This window comes from Rhodococcus sp. RS1C4 (assembly GCF_002258225.1).
GTDB classification, from domain to species: Bacteria; Actinomycetota; Actinomycetes; order Mycobacteriales; family Mycobacteriaceae; genus Rhodococcoides; species Rhodococcoides fascians_E.
On record NZ_NOXZ01000022.1, the window covers coordinates 116,608 to 137,116 of the forward strand.

Sequence of the window (20,509 nt, forward strand, 5' to 3'; positions counted from 1 at the left end):
CCCATCGCTTGTCACCGGTCACTCAGAGCGAGGCCGACGGATGTCAGTGCGAGATTGACGAGAAACAGTGCGACGAAGGAGAACACGACGGTTTCGTTGACCGCCTCGCCGACACTCCTCGGCCCACCGACGACCGACAATCCGCGGTAGCAAGCGATCAGCGCGGCCAACAAGCCGAACAGGGCTGCCTTGATCTCGGACAGGACCAGTTCCGGGAGACCGACGAGCAGGGTGATGCCGGATACGTACGCACCGGGCGTGACGTCCTGTAGGTACACCGAGAAGAAGAAGCCCCCGACGAGGCCGATGGTGCAGACGGCACCGTTCAGCAATGTTGCGATCAGAGTGCAGGCAACGACGCGGGGGACCACGAGCCGATGAACGGGGTCGATACCGAGAACTTCCATCGCCGCGACTTCCTCGCGGATGGTGCGTGAACCGAGGTCGGCGGCGATCGCGGTCGCCGCAGCGCCCGCGACGACCAGGACGGTCACCAGGGGTCCGATCTGGGTCACCGCGCCCAGGCCCGCTCCCGCACCGCTGAGGTCGCTTGCCCCGAGTTCGGAGAGCAACGAGTTGAGGGTGAACACGACCAGGACTGTGAACGGAATGGACATCAGGATCGTGGGCAGTAGTGACACCCGAGCGATGAACCAGCTCTGGTCCACGAATTCTCGCCACTGAAAGTCTCTGCGGCCCAGAGCTACTGCGGTGTCCAGGGCCAAGCCGTAGAACTCGCCGACCGAGGACGTCGCAGCGACGGTAGCGCGGGCAGCGCTCCGAAGAGCCTGCGTCACGGCACTATCCGGTACTTGAGCATCATGTCGTGGTCCTCGTGGTCGAGGAGATGACAGTGCCAGACGTAGCCTTGAAGGTCACCGGCGGATTCCCCGGAATGGTCGATTCCGTTGTGGACCTCGTGCATGGGGTCGTGATGGTTGTCGTGATCGGTGCTCGGCTGTGCGGCAGCGGCCGGTCGGAGGAAGGTGGCGTCGGGGTCGAAACCCAGTTCCTCGGCCGTCGGGAAACGTACGACGATGCGCGTGACCGTCCCGCCGTCGACTCTCACCGTGTCCTTCCAACCGGCCTCCCACGGTGCAGGCGGGGTCATCGGTCCGCCGAGGAAGCCTTCCGGATCAGGGGTCCACTTGATTCCGATGGCAGGCTGCGGATTCGCGATCTGGTAATCGACGGTGCGCAGTGGGGTGCGACCCACGATCCGGAAGGTGACGAGGTGGATGTGAATCGGGTGCGGATCGGGCGTGATGTTGACGATGTTCCACTGCTCGACGGTGCCGGGTCGCGGCATTTCGATGTCCGGGTCGCTGTAGCGAAGATTGTTCAGCGACATGATGGCCGGTGGATTGCGTAGTGCGTAGGGCTGGCTGACGGTGACGGTACGAATCTTCGTCGGCTGCTGGATGGGTCCGATCGGTGCAGGCCCTCGACCGCCGCGCAGCGACGTCGGTATCCCACCGGTGAATCCGCGTGCAGTACCGACACGGAAACGACAGAACAGCGGCATGGTGACTGCCCCGATGACGGCCGCCTGGAAGGGCGGAGCCTCGTCGTTTCTCAATTCGACCGTCTGGCCCGCGTCGTAATCGGAGAAGTCGACGAGCACGTCGTATCTCTCGCCTGGAGCGACCCTGATCGACGTCACGGGCACGGGAGCGTCGAGCAATCCGCCGTCGTTGCCGATGACCCAGAACTTCATGTGGTTCTCGAAGTGGAGGTTCCACACGCTGTACGAGGCGGCGTTGATCATCCGAAAGCGGTACAGCCCTCGGGCAACGGTGAGTTCCGGCCAGATCATGCCGTTGACGAGCCCGACGTCTCCGACGGCTCCACCTTCCCACGAACCCTCCGGCACGATGCGAGTCGATCGGATGCTCAGGTGGCTGTCTTCGCGAAAGATCTTCTCCTGCATGACGAGTGGCATCTCGAACTCACCGGCGGGGAGTCCGAGGGCATTGTCGGTACGACCGGTGTCGAACCGATCTCGGAGCAAGTACATCCCGGCCAGGCCCGCGTAGACGTTGACACGGGTGATTGCCATCGCGTGATCGTGATACCAGAGTGTTGCCGCTTCCTGCCTGTTGGGGAAGTGATGAACGATGCTTCCTCCGGGGACCGTGAGCTGCTCCGGATTGCCGTCGCTGTCCGGTGGCGTCACGCCGCCGTGAAGGTGCAGCGACATCGGGGTCGAGGTACGGAAACTCTCGGTCACACCGTGCAGCGAGGTGTCCATGTCCTGAGCCATGGGGTGCAGGGTCATGGTGTTGGAGAATCGAAGGGTCAGCGGATCGTCGGCGTGCGCTTCGATGATGGGCCCGAGGTAGCCGGGTCGCGCGTTCGGTCCGCAGTGATATGCCAGCGCGGGGACCTCGGGCATGTCGGCATGAAATCTGTGCATGGCAGACACCGCGTCGACCGAGAGAGTGGATCCCGACACCGTAGGCAGCGTCGGTAGCGTATCTCGGAACGGAGTCACGTCGGGCGAGTGGAACAGCAGCGGACTCTCGAACGTGTCGCCGGCGGGTGAGGTGAACGCGCGGGAGGCGCTGACGCCGCCGAGAGCCACTGCTGCGGTGCCCACACCCAGCGCTCGGAACAGGGTGCGGCGGGTCATGTCCTGCGCCATGTGTGAGGAGCCTTTCGCACGGTCCGATGATGTGACACGCACCATACCGCACTGTATGGTGTGGTCAGTCGATTTCGACGAATCCGCAGATCGGAGGCCAATGAGGCTGCGTGAGAACGCCTGTCGAGCACTACGTGGAATGGTTGCGATCTCGATCGCTGTCGCCGCAGTCCTGAACGTCGAGGCTGCGACGGCATCCGCCTCTCCGGCGGCGTGCGAGACGCCCACCGTCCTCGTGCACGATCTCGCGTCCTCGGAGCGCGAGTGGGACGGGTGGCTCGACGACCTGGACAGGCGTGGGTTGTGTGCGTTCTCGTTCACCTACGGCAGTTCGGATGCATCGGTTCTGTTGCAGCAGGCTGGGCTCGCGGTGGCCGGTCTGACCAGCATCGAGGACTCGGCACTCGAGTTCGGCGCATTCGTCGCCTCCATCCGTGAAAGAACCGGGGCCGACCGAGTGCAGGTTCTCGCCCGCGGTGCCGGCGGGTTGGTGGCTCAGCAGTGGATTGCGCACTCCGGTGCGCAGGACGTGCGCGCACTGGTAACGGTGGGGCCGCTGTGGAACGGGACCGATCTCGCCGGGCTCGGCAGTCTGGCTGCGTTCAATCGGAGCATCGGGATCTACGACGCTCTCGCCGCCCTGGAGAAGCCTCTGCTCGAACCGATCTGCGCCGCATGCGGTCAGATCGTCGCCGATTCCGGCTACATGCACGACGCTGCTCGTACTGGATGGGTGTCGCCGGGAGTGCGGTACGTCAACGTGATCTCGCTGTCGGACGGGCTCATGACCGATCCGCTCGTGGCCGCAGTGCCCGGCAGCGAGAATCTCGTCGTCCAGGATGTGGACCCGGCGGACCGGACCGATCACCTGCACATGACGAACGGTCCACTCGTACGTCGGTTGGCCCTCGGCGGCCTCACCGCCGGATGACGGCGCCGGATCGTACGATCGAAGGGCGTACGCCGCCCCGACAGCGAGGAGTTCACTCTGATGGCAGGCACACCCAGGTCGGCTTCAGCGCGCCGAGCACCCGCAAAGAAGGCAGCGGGTGCAAAGACCGGGACCAAGCCGACGCGTCGGACAACACGCCTGTCGGTCGACGACTGGATCGACGCCTCGTTCGAACTGATGGCGACCGACGGCGTGTCCGGTGTGAAGATCACCAAGCTGTGCGAACGCCTCGAGGTCACCAAAGGGAGCTTCTACTGGCATTTCGCCGACATAGACAAGCTGATGGAAGCGATCGCGGACAAGTGGTGCGACACCCAGAACGACACGGTGCGCGGATTGAAGGGGCTCGAGACCGTCGAGGTCGAACAGCGCTTGCAGATCATGGCCGAACTGTTGATCGACCAACGCACGTGGGCAGTGGAGTCGGCCGTCCGGGATTGGGCTCGCAACTACGGCAAGATCGCCGACGCCGTGCGCGAACTGGACAATCGAATCTTCGAGGTCGTACAGCGCTCCTTGCTCGATCTCGAATTCGACCCGGACGAAGCGCGGTTACGGGCAGGCATTCTCGTGTACTCGGGCATCGGCTTCGTTCACGCTCGGGGCTCCCTGCCCACCCCGACAGCTGCCGAAGTACATGCAATGTTCGAGCTGCTCACACGGCACTGAAACCGGCTCATCCCACTCGACGGAGGCACCTCTGCTCGGAGAATATTCGCCTGACGACTCGAATACGCTGCCAATGGATGGTTTTCGAGTTCTGGAGCTGGGTAACTACATCGCCGGGCCCACAGCCGCGCATGCTCGCGGATTTCGGTGCCCAAGTGATCAAGGTGGAGCGCGTCGTCGACCGGGGCATGGGCTCACCGGTCATGCGTGAGGTGGACGACCCGCACGAGCACGTCGAGTTGTGCGGGACGGTAGAGATCTGCAACCGATGGATAAACGGCGCTGTCCACTACGTCCGGTGCAGCGGTGATGTGTGACTCTCGGTTGAGGAGCCAGGGGTAGTCCTCCAGGTGCCGACTGAGTAGCACCGCCATTCTCTCGGCGAGATCCTGGCGGACGCTGTCGCTCGAGCTTTCCGGTAGTTGCTCGTATTCGCGGTCCACATCGGTCTGTGCGACTTCGATCATTGCGCGAATGTCGTCCAACGCATCGTCGTCGAAGTACTGCGCCACTATCGTCAGCAGGGCTCGGTCCGGAGCAGGCAATCGGTCGGCGACAGAACCGAATCCGGCGGGAACGTCGGACTTAGCACCCTCACTCAGGGTGGCCGCCAGTCGTTCGCGAGCGCGCTGTAATTGCTCGATGGCGGCCACCAATTCTTCGTCGAGAGTCTGGAGCGCGCTGTCGGGCCCATCGATCGAATCGATCTGTGTGAGGGGAACACCGAGCTCGCGGTAGCGTCGGATCCGAAGAACACGCACGAGGTGCCCAGCGCGGTATTGCTTGTATCCGTTGCTCGACCGCTGGGGTTCCGAGAGCAAACCCAGGCGGTGGTAGTGACGGATGGTGTTGACGGTCGTGCTTGCGAGCTCCGCGAGTTCACGTGTACTCCAAGCCATATCGACCCTCCTCACGTGATGCAGCGCGCATCCTCGTCGGGTACCTGCAGGTTGATCAGGTAATCGGACACTATGCCATCGACACACGCATTCGTGCCCTGCCCGACGATGCCATGCGCGCCACCCTCGACGGTGAGCAGAGAACTTCCCAGTGAATCGGCGAGGCTGACGCCACCGGAGTGCGGGGTCGAGGGGTCGCGCGTCGTGGATACGACCAGGGTGGGAGGTAGTCCGTCGACGTCCTGCGCGTAGGGAAAGCCGAGCGTCGGCTCCGCGGGCCAGTGCTCACACGCATCGCGGGCACCGTCGGCGACATCGACACCGGGATCCATGAACGGCGCCAGGTCGTACGTCCGGCGTCGTAGTTCGGCGCTTCGAGTTGGCGTCAGACGATCGAGATCCATGCAGTTGATCGCGTAGTTCGCTTCCGTGAAGTTGGTCCACTGGCCCGCTGCGCTGCGACCCCCGAAGGTGTAGAGCAGCTGCATCAGACCGTCGCCCCGCCCTCGGGCGAGTTCTGCGAGACCGTCGACGATAAGCGGCCACGTATCCGGCGCGTAGAGCCCCGAGATGACGCTTCCGATTGCATCGTCGAAGCTCAACGTCGTGTCCAGAGCAGGAACAGGCTCGGTACGCAGTGGCCTTACCAGCTGCTGAAACCTCAGGGTCGCCCGTGCTGGATCGTTACCCAGGGGGCACTCGAAACGGGCCGCGCATTCGGTGGCCAAGCCGTCGAACGCTTGTTGAAACCCTCCGTAACTACTGAGCACTGCTTCGTGGCCGTCAAGGCGAGGATCGACAGCTGCGTCGAACAGCAGTGCGCGCACGCGGTCGGGAAATTGTTCGGCGTAGACCGCTCCCAATCTCGAGCCATAACTCTGACCGAAGTAGGTCAACTTGTCCTGGCCGAGTGCTGCTCGCAGAACATCCATGTCCCGCGCCGTGTCTCGGGTCCCGACGTGCGCGAGGGCATCGACACCGCCCGACCTCTCGGCGCATTTGTTCATGATCGCTTGCGTGTCATCGCTGGTGAATTCTACTGTCGTACCCAGCGATCCGAGCGGAACAGAACCTGCATCCGCTTCTTCGTCGCTGTAGCAATCCACGGCCGGTTGTGAGGCACCGACACCGCGCGGATCGAATCCGACGATATCGAAATTCTCGGTGATCGGGCTTTCGACAAGCCCTAAGGCGGTCAAGATCGCCCCGACGACGCCTGACCCGCCCGGCCCGCCTGGATTGATCACCAGCGGCGTACTGGGTCCGTCACCTCGGGACGGCACGCGCGATACCGCGATCTCGGCGATATCGTTCTCTGGATCGTCGTAGTCGAGTGGCACCTCGAGACGCGCACACTCGAGCCCGGGAACGATGTCCATGGCTTTGGTCTCCTCGTCGGTGCTCGCGTAGTCGGTTCCGCAGGCGCCCCAGGCCAACTGCTGCTGGTAGAAGCGATCCAGCGCAGCGTCGTCTACGACCTGCTCCCCTTCGGGTCTCGTGTTCGATGTGCATGCCACGAGCACTGCCACTGCCAGAGCCGCCGATCCCGCAGCTTTCACTGCACGTTGTTGTTTCGTTCCGAGCATCAATGGTCCTTATCGTCGACGGCGGTGCGAAAGCGACACCGCGGTCCATCCGACACTGTGTTCTCGGAACAGGCTCAAGTGATCGGTTTCGAAGAGTAGGCAAACAAATGGTCCGGCACCTAGCATTCAACGTCGTACGGGTTGCTGCTCGCCTTCTCCTCTAGTGAATCGGACAATGCCCAACCACACGAATGAACGACGATTCGCTCTCGACTTCGGACAACTAGTGCTCCGGGACCTTGTGTCCGGGAACGATCCCGTCGTGACGGCTTGGACTGTCCTTCAGGTGCCGGAGGGGTGGCAGATCGATGTGTTCCTGCATTCACCGCTTCGCCACCATGGGTTGATCGTTGCACTGTCCGCAACAGTCCCGGCGTTCGATGCCGATCTCGGAATGGACATCGAGACCTACGCGATCATTACCAGCGCGGGGATTCTCGAGTCATTCGACTGCGATACCCCTCGGACGAATCCTCGAATGCAGTACCGCGCCCCGGCGGGTTGAATAATCAACGCGTCATTGCTTCGCCGAAGCGTGCGCAGTCAACTACCGAACGTGCGCGCAGGCGTCGGAGAGGGAATGGGTTTTCATGCGGTTGAGATGGCGGATGTGCGTCGTGCTGTCTCTTGCATGCATAGCGCTGGCTTCCTGTGCTTCTCCTGAGCCCGGTGAGCAGCTGGCGGTCGATGAGGATCAAATTAGAAACTATCTGGAAGCAGATGGATTCACTGTTCCGAGGGGATTCGAATTCGCAGAGGCATTCGTGTTCTGGGAGTTCGTCGGTGCGCCCGCGTGGTCTGCTCGATACGAGGCGGACGCGGCGTTCGGTGATGCATCGACCGTAACGGCGGCGAATCCGAATTTTCCCCCGATGGAGCCGGTCGGGTGCGGGATTCGTATGCCGGTCTGGAGCTCTGTCCACACGGTATCCCGCCTCCGGCGGCATGGATTCGATGACCATTGTGCTGACGCAGGACGATGAAAGTGCGCAGCTCTACATGTACAGCGCGGGCCACTGACTGCTGGACTACGAGTTCACCGCCGAGCCAGGATGGACACCCACGCAACGATGGTCAACGACAAGCACGCCAACACAATTGCAGCCCAGAGTAAATCGATGCCGAGGGGCAATGTGGGGTTGATGTCTGCGCTCCTCACATCCCGACACTTTAGTCGCACGAGCCCCGTTCGCACACAGTGTCGGCAACGTCGGCCGGCGGTCCATCGCGTCCCGTGCTCGCAGCCCCCGACGGTTGATGTCCTCCTGCGACGTCAATTGCATGTGGCGGCCTTCCGCAGGTCACCCTAACGTCCTCGGACGTCAGAAGGGTGGTGGTTTCTTTCGTTCGCGGAGGTGTTGGATGGTTTTGTGTTGTCGTAGTTTTCGGCGGAGGAGTCGGATTCGGGTGCGGGCGGTGTCGGTGGGTGCGTGTCGGAGGTCTGCGGTGGTGGGTTCGGGTGTGGCGGGGGACATGTGTTGTTCCCACCAGGTGGGTGTGGTGGTGTCGGGTTCGGGGACGGGTCGCCCGCGTCGGTGTCGGCGGGTGCGTGCGGTGGTGGGGCATCCGAGTTCGGGGAAGGTGAGGGTGCGGGTGCCGGTGGTGTGGGTCCAGAGGATGATGCCGCCGGCGAGGTAGGCGACGGTGGCTGCGTTGGCGGTTTTGTGTTTGTGGTGGGCGGTGCAGACGGGGTGGAGGTTGGTCTCGATGGTCCATCCGCCGCGGTGGGTGGCGTGGTGGTCGTAGGGGACGATGTGGTCGAGTTCGCAGTCGGCGGAGGGGACGTCGCATCCGGGGTGGGTGCAGGTGCGGTATGTCATGCGTACGCGGGCGGCGAGGTCGGTGGTGGGTCGGTAGGTCAGGGCGCCGGGTGGTGGTTCGGTGTCGCCTCCGTGGCCGTCGGGGTGGGGTCCTGCAGCGAGGGTGGGGTCGGCGGTGATCGCTGCCAAGAGCGTCGCAGTGATCTGCGCGCGAACGGTGTCACTGAGCAGACCAGTGTTATTGGGCAGACCGGTGTGGTTGGGCATGCCTCTGCCGTTGGTGGGTGTGCTGGTGGGTGTGGGTACGGTTCCTGCTCGGCGGATCCGGCCGCGGTGGATCAGGCGCGGCACCCGAATCCGTAGGGACGAGAGCATTTTTCTCGGTACTTGTCGTTGATTCGTCGCGGCAGCGGTCTTGTCCGCGTCCTGTGTCTGTGTTTCGGTTGGGCTGGGTTGGTGGGTGTGTGGTGTTCGGGCGGTGAGGACGTCGTGGAGTTCGGTGAGCAGGCCTTGCCAGTGGGCGTCGGTGGCGATGAGCCGGGCCAGTTCCGGGTCGAGTGGGGTTCCGTCGGCCAGTACGGCGGGGTTCTGGCGTAAGCCGAGCAGTGTTTCGGCGTCGAGGAGGATCTGCACCAGCGGACCCCGCCGAGGATCGGGTCGGTCTGCTGCACCGTCCAGCGGGCATCGTTCACCGCGGCCGCAGTGGCATTCGAGGGCGTGTTCGCCGTGGATCAACGCCATCAACCCATCGACGCGTAGCGCTGTGCTCGATCTGGGGTCTTGCTGGCAGACCGTTGCGGCGATCTCGGTCACCAATGCGTCGACTTCGGCGCCTTCGAGGTCGGTGACGATCGCTTCGAGCACCGATGCCCCGCCGCAGTCGCGGCGCACCCGCATCCCCCGGCTACTGCGCACCGTGCTCTCCTGCGCGGCCGCGGCTTCGTCCCGGTCGTGGGCGAACCACAGTCGCCACAACCACAGTCGCAGTGACCGCGGCGTCAACCGTTCCGCCGCAGCGACAGCCTCGAATTCCAGAGCCGCGATGGTGGCATCGGATGCCTTCCCCAACACGGCAGTCAACACCTGGATCCGCGGCCAGTCGACGCCGCCGAAGACGAACCGCAGCGCCGTGAGCGGCATCCGCGACAGCTCTTGCCCGACGGTCAGCAACGGTCTCGTGGCGCTCTGCGACAGGCCCAGCGTCACCGCCACCTCGGTGACCACCTGCGCCAGAACGGTCAACGGATCACCACCAGTGTTGTCGGCGGCGGTGGTGGTGGTGTCGGCGTCGGTGAGGCGGATGTCGGCGATCTCGCACACCGCTTCCACCGTTCTGGCGCGGGCGATGTTCTCCCGTACCCGGCACACTGCGGCGTAGCCTGCCAATCCGGCCACGCACGCCGTACTCGACCCCGCAGTACTCGATCCCGCCGAAACCCCCGAATCGAACATACTTTCGAATATACCGAGAGGGTCCGACACGGACGAAAAAACTACCGAAGTGGGGAATGATGACGTGCATGCCGGCCAAGAAATCGACACAGGACCCCACCGCTGCAGTACTGGAGAAGATTGCCTCGTACCCCGCGCCGTACGACTCCGTGGGGCGCAGGCTGCACGAGGTGATTCTGGCTGCGGCACCGGAGCTGCAACCTCGATTGTTCTACGGAATGCCGGGATACGCGAAGGGAAAGGGCCCGATTCTGTGCCACTTCATCGCAGAGAAGTACATTGCATTCGGGTTGTCGGAGAAGGCGAACGTGTCCGCGCCGGACGATGCAGACGACCTGTTGATGCCGTCGGGATGGTTTCTGACGGAGCTCGACGACGCGACGGAGAAGAAGATCGCAGCCATTGTCCGACGGGCAGTCGAGTGATGGACTACTTACGCAGATAGAGCCTTTCGGGCCGCCCGACGTTCCCGTAGTCCAGGGATACCTCGACGCGTCCGATGCCCGCGAGGTACTCGAGGTATCGCCGGGCGCTGGATCGGGAGATCCCCGACCGCTCGGACATCTCGGTGGCCGACACCGGCCGTTCGACGTCACGAAGTCTGAGTTCGACCAGATCCAGCGTGACGCGGCTCAGACCCTTGGGAAGGTCCTGGCCGGAACCGGTTATGCCGAACGCTTTGTCGACGGCGGCCTGTTCCGCCTCCGCCGAGGACCCGAGGGTTTGCCGCGTGGTTCGGTACTGCTCCAGCCGCGCCTGCAGCACGGAGAACTTGAACGGCTTGATCAGGTAATGCACGACGCCGCTCCGGAGCGCTTTCTGCACGGACGCGACTTCTCGTTCGCTGGTGATGACGAGAATGTCGAGGTCCGGCACCAACTCTCGGAACGTCCCGATGAGGTCCAGACCGCTGGCACCGGGCAGGTGCACGTCGAGCAGCACGAGGTCCGGCCGGAGAGCGGACACTGCGTCGATCGCGGACTCGGACGTGTGGGCGACGCCGCAGACCTCGAAGCCGTCGACCTTCCCGACGAACCCCGAATGCACCTTGGCGACCATGAAGTCGTCGTCGACGACAAGAACCCGAATCACACTCACTCCTTCATCATCGCGCGGAACACCGTCCACTCGCCGTCCTTTCCGACGGTCACGTCGCCGCCCCGACGCCTGCACGCGAGCCGGACCAGCGCGAGACCGAAGCCATGACCGGTCGATGCCGCCCCTTTGGTGCTCCAGCCCTGTTCGAAGATATTCGTGGTGTCCGACGCGTCGACGCCCGGTCCGTCGTCGAATACCTCGGCGACGATGTCACCGTTGTTCTCGTGCAACGCGATCCGTACCCGTCCACTCGATGCCGCCACGGCATTGTCGACGAGATTGCCGAGGACAGTGCAGAGATCTCGGGACAACGCTCCCCCGTGCGATCGAAGAGCGGACCCCTCGACGATGTCGACGGTCACCGAACGATGCGCGGCAGCACCGATTTTCGCGATCAGGAGCGCAGCGACACTGACGTCGGCGACGGAATCGGTGACCACCGACGTCGCATCCTCGCGGCGCGCGGTGAGGCCGTCCACGTAGCGCACCACCTCGTCGTATTCGTGCAGTTGAACCAGTCCGGAAATGGTGTGCAGCTGGTTGTCGAATTCGTGGATGTGTTCACGCAGCGCCGTCGAACTGGTCTTGGTGACTCCGAGTTCCTCCTCGACGTCGGTCAGTTCGGTGCGGTCACGGAAGGTCGTGACCGTTCCCACCGCTTTGCCGTCGGCGACGACGGGGACTGTGTTCAGGACCAGGACTCGATCGCCGACCAGCACGATCTCGTCGGAGGTCTCCACGGTTCCGAGAAGGACGTCGCGAAGCCGACCGGTGACCCCGAGCTCGTCGACGGTTGCGCCCTTGCTTCCGTATTCGATGTGCAGCAACTCGTGCGCACTTTCGCTCATCAGCACGACGCGGCCGTTCGGGTCGAGGGCGATGACGCCTTCCTTGAGCCCCCGCAGCATCGCCTCACGCTGCCCGACGAGGTCGAGGATCTCGCTGGCCTCCATGCCGAGGGTCTGACGCTTGACTCTCCGCGCGAGCAGTACCGAACCCAGCCCGCCCAGCACCGACGCGACCGCCAGGTAGACGATCAGATTGGGTGCCGATTGCAGGAACCGGTCCACGGCCGAGGGATATCGGTCGCCGACGACGGCCGTTCCCACCAGTGTTCCCGAGTCGTCGAGCACCGGCACCCGCGCTTCGACCGCTTTGCCTGCCGCCGTGTCGGTGAGCCCGACCCTCGATCCGTCCGCACCGGTCTGCACGGTCGTCCCGACTTGCTCGGGAACGGTGGACAGCACCACCACACCGTCGACGCCCGAGAGTGCCGCGTAGTCGAGGCCGGAGACCGCGCGTACGGATTCGACTGCGCTCTGCAGACCGGTTCGGATGCGAGGCTGGGCCGACGGCAACAGCTGACGGACGACGGGGTTCGCCGCGAGAGTTTCCGCCGCCGACTGTGCGCGGCGGCCTGCGTCCCGTTGGAACGCGGCGGACGACTGGGCGAGCGACAACCCGCCGATGGCGACCAGAACGACCACGACGATCAGCAGCTGCAACCTCAGCAACTGGGCCGCCAGCGTGGTTCTGCGCACCAAAAGACCCTACTGCGCGGCCAGGAGCGTGGAGCGCAGTTCGGCGCGACCACAATGGACACAAAAGAAACTGTGATCGCAAGGGTGACCGCAGTCACAAAGTGTTGTTCACTTCCATGGTGCCTACTACGAGAGTTCGATCAGCAACCAGCGCCGTGTGCGTCGCGGTTGCCGTTCTCGTGGGCGCATGCAGTTCCGAGCCTGCGGTGTTCGCCGGCGCAGACGGCACTCCTCGGGTCCAACTGGTCGTGCCGTCCGACGCCGGCGGCGGATACGACCTGACGGCCCGGAACCTCACCCAAGCTCTGGGTAGCGGAACACCCGGCAGCACCGACCCCGATTACGACGTCGTGGTGCTGCCCGGATCGGGTGGGATCGTCGGCCTGGGTCGGTTGGCTCTCGAGCGCGGTAACCCCGATCTCGCGATGGTCATGGGCCTCGGTCTGATCGGCGCGCTGGAGACGACGGAGTCCGACAATTCGTTGTCCGAGGCCACGCCCGTCGCCAAGTTGCTGGAGGAACCGGAAGTAGTTCTGGTTCCGGCGAACTCGCCGCTTCGAACGATGAACGATCTGGTCGACGCGTGGCGCGCCGATCCGTCGGCGCTCAGTTTTGCCGGTGGTTCCGCCGAGGGTGGGCCCGACGGTCTGTTCCGGATCCTTCTTGCTCGGGCCATCGGCGTCGACCCGTCGGCGTCGCAGTATCGACAGTACGAAGGTGGCGGACAACTGCTTCCGGCTCTGCTGACCGGTGACGTCGACGTCGCGACGACCGGCGTCAGCGAGTATCTCGACCAGATTTCCGCCGGAACCGTGCGGGCACTTGCCATCAGCACCGACGAACGGGTGCCAGTGGTGGACGCGCCGACCGCACGTGAGGCCGGCGTCGACGTCGTCTTCGCCAACTGGCGAGGCCTGCTCGCGCCGCCGGGCATCACACCGGACCAGGCGACGACGTGGACCGACCGCATCCGCGATCTCGACACGTCCGGCCGATGGCAGGACATCCTCACCCGAAACGGCTGGCGCAGTTCGATACTGACCGGCTCCGACTTCGCCGAGTTCCTGGGCGAACAAGCTCGATTCGTCCACGAGACGCTGACCGTCACCCCTTGACGTTCGGATTCACCCGACACCACGTTTCACCCTGCTCGCACAAAGGAGTACACCCATGCTCGTGATACTGGGCTTCCTCATGGTTGCCGTCTTCATGTATCTGATCCTGACCAAGCGCGCGACCCCGGTCGTGGCGCTGACGTTGGTGCCGGTTGCGTTCGGCCTCATGGCCGGTGCGGGACTCGGGATCGGCGACATGATCACCGACGGCATCAAGTCGCTCGCCCCGACGGCTGCCCTGCTGTTCTTCGCGATCATCTTCTTCGGGATCATGATCGACGTCGGCCTGTTCGATCCACTGGTGAAGGGCATTCTGAAGCTCGTCAGGAACGACCCGATGAAACTCGTCGTCGGTACTGCCGTTCTGGCGATGGTCGTGTCCCTCGACGGTGACGGGTCGACGACATTCATCATCGTCACCTCCGCGATGCTGCCTCTGTACCTGAAACTCGGTGTGAGCCCGGTGATCCTGACCGTCGTTGCCGGTCTGGCCAACGGAACAATGAACATCATCCCGTGGGGCGGCCCCACGGTCCGGGCAGCGTCTGCGCTCGGCATCTCGCCGTCCGAGGTCTTCGTGCCGATGGTGCCCTCGCTGATCGCCGGATTGGTCATCGTGCTGCTGTTCTCGGTGCACCTCGGGCTGATGGAGCGCAAGCGAATCGGCAAGTTGGTCTACGAATCCGAGCTCGTTCACGCAGGCGGCTCGACCGGCACCGGCTCCACTGGCACCGGTGGCTCCAAGAACACCGGCGGCTCGGCCGGAACGGGCAGTGATCACGACGGCGGAGCCGGTCAGTTCATCGACGGCCTCGATCCCAATCGCGATACTCTGCGTCCGAAGTTGTTGTGGTTCAACGCTGCCCTGACCGTGGCATTGCTGGTTGTCCTGGTCATGGACATCCTCCCCATCCCGGTGCTCTTCATGATCGCAGCGTCGATCGCGCTCGCCGTGAATTTCCCGAAGGTCAAGGAGCAGGGCGAGGCCATCGCGCGGCACTCGTCGTCGATCGTGTCCGTCGTCGCCATGGTTCTCGCTGCAGCGATCCTCACCGGCGTGTTCCAAGGAACGGGCATGGTCGAGGCCATGGCCGAGTGGCTGCTCAACGTCATTCCGGCGGGTATGGGTCCGTACCTCGCCGTCATCACCGGCGTTCTGTCCCTTCCGTTCACGTTCTTCATGACCAACGACGCGTTCTACTTCGGCATTCTGCCGGTTCTCAGTGAAACCGCTGCGCAGTACGGAATCGAGCCCGTCGAGATGGCGCGTGCGTCGATCACCGGTCAGGCATTCCACCTGCAGAGCCCCCTCGTCCCCGCCATCCTGCTACTCGTGACCCTCGCCGGTGTGTCGCTCGCCGACCATCACCGCAAGGTTCTGTGGCGCGCAGCGGTCATCTCCCTGACCATGCTCGTCGTCGGTGTTGCCCTCGGCCAAATCCCGTTCGGCTGATCCCCACGTACCGAAAGGTCAAGCACATGTCCGTCGTAGTAGTTCACAATCAGTCCGACGAGGGAAGAAGCGCACTCGCCGCAGGTGTCCGCGAGTCGCAGTCCAGAGGAACCGAACTCGTTGTGATCCACGCACTGTCGGGTTCACCGGATCCACGCGCCCAAGCGCAGGAGGTTGCCGCGGTCGAAACCGCGGTGCACGCCCTGGCACCGGGTGCACGGGTCGAGGTAGGAGTTCCCGATCCCGATTCGACGTCCACGTTGCTCGCACTGGTCGACAAGGTCGACGCGGAGCTCGTGGTCATCGGGTCACGTCACCGCAGCGCCGTCGGGAAGTTCCTGATGGGGCAGACGGTCCAGCGGTTGCTGCTGGAGATACCGGTGGAGATCCTGTTGGTCAAATCCCGGTAACACGCTCAGCACCGAAGGGGCGGATCCGACACGCGGGTCCGCCCTTTCGCGTGCGATCCGACGGCGCTCCGGTGACCTGGTGCGTGAAGTCGGACAGGTGTTGTCGTAATATTTCCAGTCTCATTCGGTGAAGTCATCGCCGGCAATCCAAGGGCACGGCAAGTGCACTCGAAGAGTGTGGTGATGACATGAAAGAGACGCCGCGAGTCTGCGACCCGCGCGACGGTGAGCTGCGCGCGGACGAGGACGGAGCCCTCGAGCCGGGGCTCGAATCGTTCCGCAACCTTCTGTTGTCGCACGCTCAGGTCGAGACGCTGCTGCACAGTGTGTGCACCCAGGTCGTCGACACCGTGCTGGGTGCCGACATGGCGGGTGTCACGCTCGTGGACGAGTCGACCGGAACTCCGAAGACGGTTGCGTACACGGACCCTCGTGTTCTCGAGTTCGATGCGCCGGGCTGCCTCTCGGCGCCGATTTCTGTCGACACGACGCAGATCGGTGCGCTCGAGGTCTACAGCTTCACCGACCACACGTTCACCGAGACGGACGAGATCCTGATCAAGGTGTTCGTCACCGCGGTCGAGAGCGCCATCTGGAACTCGCGACGTGCGAGCGAGGCGCAGCGCGAACTCACGGGACTTCGTGAGGCGATGCGGACACGAGCGACGATCGAGCAGGCCAAGGGGATCGTGATGGCGATCCGGGGCATCGCTGCGGACGACGCCTTCGAGGTACTGTCGCTGCAATCGCAGAACGAGAACGTCAAGCTGCACACCCTGGCTCACCGGATCGTCGAATCGGTCGGCCGCGACCAGTCCTGATTGACTCTCACCCGTGCGGGGCATGCACCCGGCAGCACACTCGCGAAAGGTCGCCTCCCGCATGAGCACCACCACTGCCGACGCCGTTGTCATCGGCGCAGGCCACAACGGCCTCGTCGCTGCTGCCGCACTTGCCGACGCGGGATGGGACGTGGTGATCGTCGAGGCGGCGCCTGCTCCCGGCGGCGCGGTACGCAGCGCCGAACTGGTTCCCGGGTTCACCAGTGACCTGTTCAGCGCGTTCTATCCCCTCGGCGCGTCGTCTCCGGCGATGACGGCGCTGGGGTTGGAGGACCACGGATTGAGGTGGTCACGGTCCCCGGCGGCGTACGGCCACGCGCGGTCGTCCGCCGACGAGGATGCGCCGACGGTTCTGCGGGACGTCGCAGATACCGCTGCCGCGTTGAGCGAACACGACCGGCGTGACGGCGATGCCTGGCTCGCTCTGTTCGAGCAATGGCAGAAGATCAAGAAACCGCTGCTCGACGCCTTCTTCACGCCGTTTCCGCCCGTCAAGGCCGGTGTGTCGCTGTCCCGAAAGCTCGGTGCCGCGGAGACGCTGCGGTTCGCGCGGTTCATGGCGCTGCCTGCACGTGCGATGGCGCACGAGACGTTCCGCAGCTCCGCGGCCCGATGTCTGCTGCTGGGGAACGCGATGCACGGCGACGCACCCCTGGATGCGTCGGTCAGCGGCGCGATGGGTTATCTGCTGACGATGATGGCTCAGGACGTCGGCTACCCCGTTCCGGTCGGCGGAGCCGGCGAGCTGACAGCCGCCCTGGTTCGTCGGGCCGGGTCCGCCGAGCTCCGGTGCGGCACCCCCGTGGTGTCGGTGATCACGTCGAACGGGCGGGCCACCGGGGTTCGCACCGCGTCGGGCGACGTAGTCCTGGCCCGTAAGGCGATCGTCGCCGACGTCTCGGCGCCGATGCTCTACCAGGACCTGCTTCCACACGACGCCATTCCGCAGCGCATGCACGACGACCTGGCGAAGTTCGAATGGGACACCCCGGTGGTGAAGGTCAACTACGCGCTCGACCGTCCGATTCCGTGGCGATCGAAGAGCCTGTCCGACGCGGGGACCGTCCACTTGGGTGCGGACGAGGACGGGCTGCTGCGGTGGACCACGGACCTGTCGATCAACGTGTTGCCCAAGCGTCCGTTCATGCTGTTCGGCCAGATGACCACCGCGGATCCTTCTCGGTCACCGGCGGGGACCGAGAGCGCATGGGCGTACACGCACCTTCCCCGCGGAGTCACCGACGACGCGTCGGCCGACACCATCGCGGCTCGGGTGCGGACGGTTCTGGAGGAACACGCACCCGGTTTCAGCGGATCGATCGTCGGCGAGGTCGTTCAACGCCCGTCCGATCTGGCGGCCGAGAACACCAACCTGTTCGGCGGTGCGGTCAACGGCGGGACCGCGCAACTGCAACAGCAACTGATCTTCCGGCCGACGCCGGGTCTGGGGCGGGCGGAGACGCCCGTCGAAGGGCTGTTCCTGGGAAGTTCGTCCGCTCATCCCGGTGGCGGGGTGCACGGCGCAGCCGGGATGAACGCAGCTCGCGCTGCCCTTGGACAGACGGGCCTGCTCGGCCCTGTACGCAAAAAAGTGACCAGCTCCCTGTTGGAGCTGGTCACCAGATGAAGTGCGTGCCTACATGAATCTGCTAGCGGGCGGTCAGTGGACCGCGTTCTCGACCGAGTCGAACCTCTGGGCCGTGGGAACGACGGCTGCTGCCTGCAGCAACCTGTGCACCGCGTACCCCTCGACCAGGCACCAGTCCAGGTGTGCCTCGTCCAGTGCTGTGAAGATCGTCAATCCGGCGATTGCGAAGAAGTCCACATCCGACAGATCGAGAATCATCCTGACGTCGGGGGTGACCCGACTGAGAACGAAATCCGTCAGAATCGGTGCGCTACGCATATCGATGTCGCCGTGAACTTTGACGACGAGAGAGTTGGATCCGGCCGCGGAGGCGCTGAAAATGGCACCTGTCGCGGCAACCGAGACCGAAGTTTCGGTGGCAGCATGCGGCCGGGTAGTTCCTTCGTCGTTCAAACCGTGTGGAGTAACAGTCATAGCCATCCCATCGTTGATCGATCGGGAGGAAACTGAGCGAGCTGATGCGGGTGACCGGAGCCGGCCACAAATCCGAACAAGCCGCCGGGCTATCCCGTGGAGTCTCCTCCGACAACGGCTGTTATCTCAACCGCGTCCAACCCTACGGCACCGGGGGCTTCCCGTACACCCGCGTTTCGGCTCGTCCTACCCAGGGCACCCGAGACATGAGCTCGACCGTCTCCGACCCAGCGAGGAACGACCATGAAAGCTGTTACATACCAAGGAAAGCGCAAGGTAAGCGTCGACACCGTGCCTGATCCGAGGATCGAGGAACCCACCGATGCGATCATCAAGGTGACCACCACGAACATCTGCGGATCGGACCTTCACCTGTACGAAGTGCTCGGTGCGTTCATGTCCGAGGGCGACATCCTGGGGCACGAACCCATGGGGATCGTCGAGGAGGTGGGGCCGGATGTCGGCGATCTGAAGGTCGGCGACCGGGTGGTCGTTCCGTTCCAGATCTCGTGCGGTCACTGCTACATGTGCAATTCGAGTCTGTACACCCAGTGCGAGACCACGCAGGTCCGCGACCAGGGAATGGGTGCCGCCTTGTTCGGATACTCGAGCCTGTACGGCCAAGTTCCCGGTGGTCAAGCCGAGTATCTTCGGATTCCGCAAGCGCAGAACACGCACATCAAGGTTCCCGTCGGACCGGACGACTCACGGTTCGTCTACCTCTCCGACGTGCTCCCCACAGCGTGGCAGGCGGTGGAATACGCCGACATTCCCGACGGAGGTTCGGTCACGGTGCTCGGACTCGGCCCCATCGGCGACATGGCAGCCCGCATCGCGCATCACCGAGGCCACCGAGTCATCGGCGTCGACCGAGTCCCTGAGCGACTCCAGCGTGCCGCGGACCGCGGAATCGAGGTATTGAACTTCGACGATCTGGGCGGCGATCTTGCCGACGCCATCCGCGACCTCACCGACGGTCGCGGTACCGACTCCGTCGTCGACGCGGTCGGCATGGAGGCACACGGGTCTCCCGTGGCGAAGTTGGCCCAGAGTGTGACGTCTCTGCTCCCCGACGCGATCGCCGGACCGATGATGCAGAAGGCGGGCGTGGACCGTCTCGGCGCGTTCTACAGTGCCATCGACATCGTCCGACGGGGCGGCACCATCTCGCTGAGCGGCGTGTACGGCGGTATGGCGGACCCGCTGCCGATGCTCACATTGTTCGACAAGCAGATTCGGCTGCACATGGGCCAAGCGAACGTGCTGCGGTGGGTCGACGACATCCTGCCGCTCCTGACCGACGACGATCCCCTGGGCGTCGACGATTTCGCCACCCACACATTGCCCCTCGACCAGGCGCCGCACGCCTACGAGATCTTCCAGAAGAAGCAGGACGGAGCCGTGAAGGTGCTGCTGAAGCCCTAGTTCTGCCCGGCGTGTAGTTCGTCGTGGTGATCGCGCATGGCGTCGATCAGCACGGCGAACACCCGGTGCGCGGCAGCCAGATCTCCGTCGGGAAGGTCGGCCAGGGCTGCCGACGTCTTGATCCCCAGTGGTCCGAAGAATCCGCGCGCGACTTCCATGCCGTGCTCGTCGTACCGGAGGATCACCTTGCGGCGGTCGTGCGCATCTTTTTCCCGCCGGATGTGTCCCGACGAGATCATGCGTTCGACGAGATACGTCATGGCCGCAGAAGACAATCCGAGCCGGCCGCCGAGCTCGCCCGCGGTGAGCGGCTGACCCTCGACATCGGCGACCATGATGAGCAGCAGCGCACGAAAGTCATTGGGCCGCAGCTCGTGTTGCGCCCCGAACGCTCGGCCGATCTCCTCGGACACCGACGACAGGGCGCGAACGTCCGACGAGATCATCGACTCCAGTTCCGCGCGTCGTTCGGATGCACGTCGCTCGGATGTACTGCGGTCGGGCACGGGGTTCACTTTCTTCGGTTTCGTTCCATCGGGTCCTGGGCAACACTATCGCGCTGAAGACGCGCGAGTTCTCTCAGTTGCTTAATTGTTAAGTT

Annotated in this window: 19 protein-coding genes; 10 read left to right on the forward strand and 9 right to left on the reverse strand. The window is 64.1% G+C overall.

What is annotated here, in order from left to right; translation table 11 throughout:
- Window positions 1–11: 11 nt before the first annotated feature.
- Together CH289_RS10425 and CH289_RS10430 are read right to left on the reverse strand one after the other, a co-directional pair.
- The gene (locus tag CH289_RS10425) at window positions 12–797 is read right to left on the reverse strand and encodes an MlaE family ABC transporter permease (RefSeq protein WP_020111845.1); all 786 of its coding nucleotides are present in this window, start codon (window positions 795–797) and stop codon (window positions 12–14) included.
- Window positions 794–2,644 carry a multicopper oxidase domain-containing protein gene (locus CH289_RS10430; RefSeq protein ID WP_020111846.1) on the reverse strand — a complete coding sequence of 617 codons (1,851 nt, stop codon included), beginning with the start codon at window positions 2,642–2,644 and terminating at the stop codon, window positions 794–796. Before CH289_RS10430 ends, CH289_RS10425 begins: the two co-directional genes overlap by 4 nt.
- A gap of 139 nt (window positions 2,645–2,783) precedes the next feature.
- Here CH289_RS10430 and CH289_RS10435 point away from each other — a divergent pair, with 139 nt between their 5' ends.
- Together CH289_RS10435 and CH289_RS10440 are read left to right on the forward strand one after the other, a co-directional pair.
- On the forward strand, window positions 2,784–3,575 hold the full coding sequence (locus tag CH289_RS10435; protein WP_020111847.1) for an esterase/lipase family protein: 792 nt from the start codon (window positions 2,784–2,786) through the stop codon (window positions 3,573–3,575).
- A 60-nt stretch (window positions 3,576–3,635) separates the two neighbouring features.
- Window positions 3,636–4,265 (forward strand): TetR/AcrR family transcriptional regulator, encoded by a 630-nt coding sequence (locus tag CH289_RS10440; RefSeq protein ID WP_020111848.1) that lies wholly within the window; start codon window positions 3,636–3,638, stop codon window positions 4,263–4,265.
- A gap of 194 nt (window positions 4,266–4,459) precedes the next feature.
- On the opposite strand, the gene CH289_RS10445 is transcribed toward CH289_RS10440, so the two are convergent.
- Together CH289_RS10445 and CH289_RS10450 are read right to left on the reverse strand one after the other, a co-directional pair.
- Window positions 4,460–5,164: a helix-turn-helix domain-containing protein gene (locus CH289_RS10445; protein ID WP_020111849.1), complete on the reverse strand. Its 705-nt coding sequence runs from the start codon at window positions 5,162–5,164 to the stop codon at window positions 4,460–4,462.
- 11 nt (window positions 5,165–5,175) lie between these two features.
- The gene (locus tag CH289_RS10450; protein ID WP_020111850.1) at window positions 5,176–6,750 is read right to left on the reverse strand and encodes an alpha/beta hydrolase; all 1,575 of its coding nucleotides are present in this window, start codon (window positions 6,748–6,750) and stop codon (window positions 5,176–5,178) included.
- Between the two features lie 262 nt (window positions 6,751–7,012).
- On the opposite strand from CH289_RS10450, the gene CH289_RS10455 reads away from it, so the two are divergent.
- Complete coding sequence (locus CH289_RS10455) at window positions 7,013–7,255, forward strand: hypothetical protein (RefSeq protein WP_230620979.1); 243 nt, start codon at window positions 7,013–7,015, stop codon at window positions 7,253–7,255.
- 817 nt (window positions 7,256–8,072) lie between these two features.
- Here the strand turns inward: CH289_RS10455 and CH289_RS10465 are convergent.
- Window positions 8,073–9,905 carry an HNH endonuclease signature motif containing protein gene (locus CH289_RS10465; RefSeq protein ID WP_094727870.1) on the reverse strand — a complete coding sequence of 611 codons (1,833 nt, stop codon included), beginning with the start codon at window positions 9,903–9,905 and terminating at the stop codon, window positions 8,073–8,075.
- Between the two features lie 125 nt (window positions 9,906–10,030).
- On the opposite strand from CH289_RS10465, the gene CH289_RS10470 reads away from it, so the two are divergent.
- Window positions 10,031–10,387 carry a DUF1801 domain-containing protein gene (locus CH289_RS10470; protein ID WP_230594276.1) on the forward strand — a complete coding sequence of 119 codons (357 nt, stop codon included), beginning with the start codon at window positions 10,031–10,033 and terminating at the stop codon, window positions 10,385–10,387.
- 4 nt (window positions 10,388–10,391) lie between these two features.
- On the opposite strand, the gene CH289_RS10475 is transcribed toward CH289_RS10470, so the two are convergent.
- Window positions 10,392–11,054 (reverse strand): response regulator, encoded by a 663-nt coding sequence (locus CH289_RS10475; protein ID WP_026347531.1) that lies wholly within the window; start codon window positions 11,052–11,054, stop codon window positions 10,392–10,394.
- A 2-nt stretch (window positions 11,055–11,056) separates the two neighbouring features.
- Entirely contained in the window at window positions 11,057–12,601 is a 1,545-nt protein-coding gene (locus CH289_RS10480; RefSeq protein ID WP_094727871.1) for a sensor histidine kinase, read from the reverse strand.
- A gap of 119 nt (window positions 12,602–12,720) precedes the next feature.
- Between CH289_RS10480 and CH289_RS10485 the strand changes: the two genes are divergently transcribed.
- The 5 genes from CH289_RS10485 (at window position 12,721) to CH289_RS10505 (ending at window position 18,048) form a co-directional block, all read left to right on the forward strand.
- Window positions 12,721–13,716 (forward strand): Bug family tripartite tricarboxylate transporter substrate binding protein, encoded by a 996-nt coding sequence (locus CH289_RS10485; RefSeq protein ID WP_230594274.1) that lies wholly within the window; start codon window positions 12,721–12,723, stop codon window positions 13,714–13,716.
- 55 nt (window positions 13,717–13,771) lie between these two features.
- Window positions 13,772–15,169 carry a CitMHS family transporter gene (locus CH289_RS10490; RefSeq protein ID WP_019663669.1) on the forward strand — a complete coding sequence of 466 codons (1,398 nt, stop codon included), beginning with the start codon at window positions 13,772–13,774 and terminating at the stop codon, window positions 15,167–15,169.
- A 26-nt stretch (window positions 15,170–15,195) separates the two neighbouring features.
- Window positions 15,196–15,579: a universal stress protein gene (locus CH289_RS10495; RefSeq protein ID WP_019663670.1), complete on the forward strand. Its 384-nt coding sequence runs from the start codon at window positions 15,196–15,198 to the stop codon at window positions 15,577–15,579.
- A 188-nt stretch (window positions 15,580–15,767) separates the two neighbouring features.
- Complete coding sequence (locus CH289_RS10500; protein ID WP_019663671.1) at window positions 15,768–16,400, forward strand: ANTAR domain-containing protein; 633 nt, start codon at window positions 15,768–15,770, stop codon at window positions 16,398–16,400.
- A gap of 61 nt (window positions 16,401–16,461) precedes the next feature.
- Complete coding sequence (locus tag CH289_RS10505) at window positions 16,462–18,048, forward strand: phytoene desaturase family protein (protein ID WP_179276786.1); 1,587 nt, start codon at window positions 16,462–16,464, stop codon at window positions 18,046–18,048.
- 33 nt (window positions 18,049–18,081) lie between these two features.
- Here CH289_RS10505 and CH289_RS10510 read toward each other — a convergent pair whose 3' ends face one another.
- Window positions 18,082–18,483 (reverse strand): STAS domain-containing protein, encoded by a 402-nt coding sequence (locus CH289_RS10510; RefSeq protein ID WP_256977120.1) that lies wholly within the window; start codon window positions 18,481–18,483, stop codon window positions 18,082–18,084.
- A gap of 243 nt (window positions 18,484–18,726) precedes the next feature.
- Between CH289_RS10510 and CH289_RS10515 the strand changes: the two genes are divergently transcribed.
- Window positions 18,727–19,908 (forward strand): zinc-dependent alcohol dehydrogenase, encoded by a 1,182-nt coding sequence (locus CH289_RS10515; RefSeq protein ID WP_026347533.1) that lies wholly within the window; start codon window positions 18,727–18,729, stop codon window positions 19,906–19,908.
- Here the strand turns inward: CH289_RS10515 and CH289_RS10520 are convergent.
- Window positions 19,905–20,423 carry a MarR family winged helix-turn-helix transcriptional regulator gene (locus tag CH289_RS10520; RefSeq protein WP_170945164.1) on the reverse strand — a complete coding sequence of 173 codons (519 nt, stop codon included), beginning with the start codon at window positions 20,421–20,423 and terminating at the stop codon, window positions 19,905–19,907. The two genes, CH289_RS10515 and CH289_RS10520, sit on opposite strands and share 4 nt — an antisense overlap.
- Window positions 20,424–20,509 lie beyond the last annotated feature (86 nt).